The sequence below is a fragment of the Prosthecobacter sp. genome, from assembly GCF_044373815.1.
In the GTDB taxonomy this organism is placed as follows: domain Bacteria; phylum Verrucomicrobiota; class Verrucomicrobiia; order Verrucomicrobiales; family Verrucomicrobiaceae; genus Prosthecobacter.
The window spans coordinates 1-2,602 of record NZ_JBIPNG010000691.1; the positions used below are offsets into that span (position 1 = coordinate 1).

General features: G+C 57.1%; 2 protein-coding genes. One reads left to right on the forward strand and one right to left on the reverse strand.

Annotated elements, in window-relative coordinates; translation table 11 throughout:
* Positions 1-60: 60 nt before the first annotated feature.
* Entirely contained in the window at positions 61-630 is a 570-nt protein-coding gene (locus ACIREA_RS30345) for a WcaF family extracellular polysaccharide biosynthesis acetyltransferase (RefSeq protein ID WP_397386054.1), read from the reverse strand.
* A gap of 329 nt (positions 631-959) precedes the next feature.
* Here ACIREA_RS30345 and ACIREA_RS30350 point away from each other — a divergent pair.
* The coding region (locus ACIREA_RS30350) for a formylglycine-generating enzyme family protein (RefSeq protein WP_397386055.1) at positions 960-2,602 on the forward strand (1,643 nt) is incomplete at its 3' end.

The following is a 2,602-nucleotide window of genomic DNA, read 5'->3' on the forward strand; positions in this document are numbered from 1 at the left end:
CGTTAACACTTCGCTGAGAAATCGCACTTTTTTCGACACCAGGGCTTACTCACTCTTTTATCAAGAATCAGCGGGTGGTGCATCTGAGTCCATAGTCAGAGTTTTGATCACAACTCCAGGATTTCCCCTGACCAAAGTGCGTTCGGGGACTGAGTTCATCACCACACTTCCTGCACTCACCACACTTCCGCTGCCCACCTCCACACCAGGACCGATGAACGATTGTGCGGCGACCCAAGAACCATCGCCCAACGTGATGCCACGCACGATCAAATCGAATGTTTCTCTGCGATGATCGTGTGAGCCTGTACACAAGAAAGAACGCTGTGAAACACAGACATGTGATCCGATTTTCACTGGGGCAAGACTCAGGATCATGACCTCCTCTCCAAGCCAGACGTAGTCACCCAGGACCAGCCGCCATGGGAAGGAAATGTTCACATTTGCCCTGATGACCACGCCTGAGCCGACTTGCGCACCGAACCAACGGAGCAGGGTTGACCGCAGAGCGGAGGGCCAGGGCACCGAAGTTTGAAAAAAAATCATCTTCGTCAAAAGCCAGGCAGCCTCTTTCCAGCGCTCCGCACCTCGCTCAAAGCCGTCATTGGCAAACTTGGACAGATCCATCATCAGATAACTTTAAAGCACTTGCTTACCCTGCCAATAAAGCGTCAAAACGACTCAAATGTTTTAAAAACGGACCACGCGGCCAAGCTGCCGCCAAAGGTCGCTTAAGCGGCGACCTGAATGGTTTGCCGTGGTTGGATCGGCATTTTTCAAAAAGGGAGGTGACTGTACCATGCTGATACCCAGCGCAAAGAATAAAGTTCTCCAGTGTGTTAACACTTTGACACCAAGCTGTGCTGGCAGCGTACATTTTTCTCCGGCAAAATGTAGACAGTCGTGTTGCCCTGAGTTTTTTTGGATGAACCCGGCCCTCTTTGCATTTATCAAATTCCATGCGCCGCACCCCTTCCCTTCTGACTGCACTTGTCCTCGGCTTGGCCGCGTGTTTTGCCGCCCACGGACAAACCAGCCTCAAGCCTGAAGGGGCCAGTCCAAATGCGCCACGGGTAAGCAGTCTAGGCATGCGCTTTGCCAGCATTCCCGGCACCACCGTGCAGTTTGCCATCTGGGAGACGCGGCTCTCCGAATGGAATGAATTTTTGCGGCAGAAGAAGTATCCATGGTCCTACCAGACGCATTTTGAGCAATCGCCAGAGCATCCGGTAGTCGGGGTCAACCTGCAGGATGCCGTGGCCTTCTGCAATTGGCTCACCGAAACCGAGCGCGAACAGCACCTGATCGACAGCTCACAGAACTACCGCCTGCCGACGCCGGAAGAGTGGGACTCTGCCGTGGGCCTGGCCCGTGGTCGCAAGAAGATCAGCCTCTCCGCGGAAGACCGTCTGCTGGACGACCAAATCTATCCTTGGGGTCAGGACTGGCCGCCGCCGGCGAAGACCGCCAACTTTGCCGATGGCGAGATCACCGGCTACGCCAACGACGGCTATGCATTCACCGCACCGGTAGGAAGTTTTACTCCCACTCAGGAGGGACTGTTTGACCTCGCGGGCAATGTCTGGGAATGGACCCAGCCAGTGGAGATACGGGCGCAGCCGACTGGGATCTTGCGCGGCGGCTCCTGGGCCTATTTCCGGGCTGAGTGCCTCACCTCCGCCTATCAGTATGTCGTGCCTGCAGACCTGCGTGCACCCACCATCGGCTTCCGCTGTGTGTTTGATGACAAACGCCGCACTGCCAGCCTCCTGGCCGCTTCCGATGCGGAGAAAAAGCAGGCACTGGATGAACGCATGAAGGCAATGACTGACAGCCGCAAGGTCGACGCCACTGCGGTGGAAGCACTGCGCAAGCAGATGCAGGGCAAGGGCGATGATGGCGGCTTGCCCGACCCTGCAAATCTGAAGCCAGCAGTGGCGGATGGCAGTTCCTTCATCAATGCGCTGGGCATGCGTTTTGTCCCATTGCAGGAGAAAAACGCCCCTCTCATCTGCGTCACGGAAACCAGTGTGCGTGATTTCGAAACCTGGCTGCGTGATACCGGACGCAACTGGAGCCAGAAACCCTCCTTCCTGCTAGGAGGGAATCATCCTGCCGCTGGCGTCTCTTGGGAGGATGCCGTGGCTTTTTGCGCCTGGCTGACCGAGCGCGACCGCACAAGCAAGCTCATCCCGGCCACCGCCTCCTACCGCCTGCCAAGCGACACCGAATGGAGCCTGGCTGCCGGTTTGAAAAATGAAACCGGTGCCGATCCTGCCGCGAGGCACCTCTCCAACAAAACACACTACCCTTGGACGCCCAAGGCGGATGACTGGAAACCGCCGGCACTCTCAGCCAATCTGGATGCCACCAAAATCCCCGGCACAACAGACAACTACTCCTACACTGCGCCTGTGGACAGCGCGCGCGGAAACACCCTGGGCCTGTATGAAATGGGCGGCAATGTGTCTGAATGGTGCGCAGACGCATGGCCCGGTGCGCCGGAAGAGCACGTCATCCGCGGCGGCAGCTGGCTGAGCTTTGACAAAGATGCCATGCTGACATCCGCCCGTTCCCATGCGCTCAAAAATGCCTCACGCGC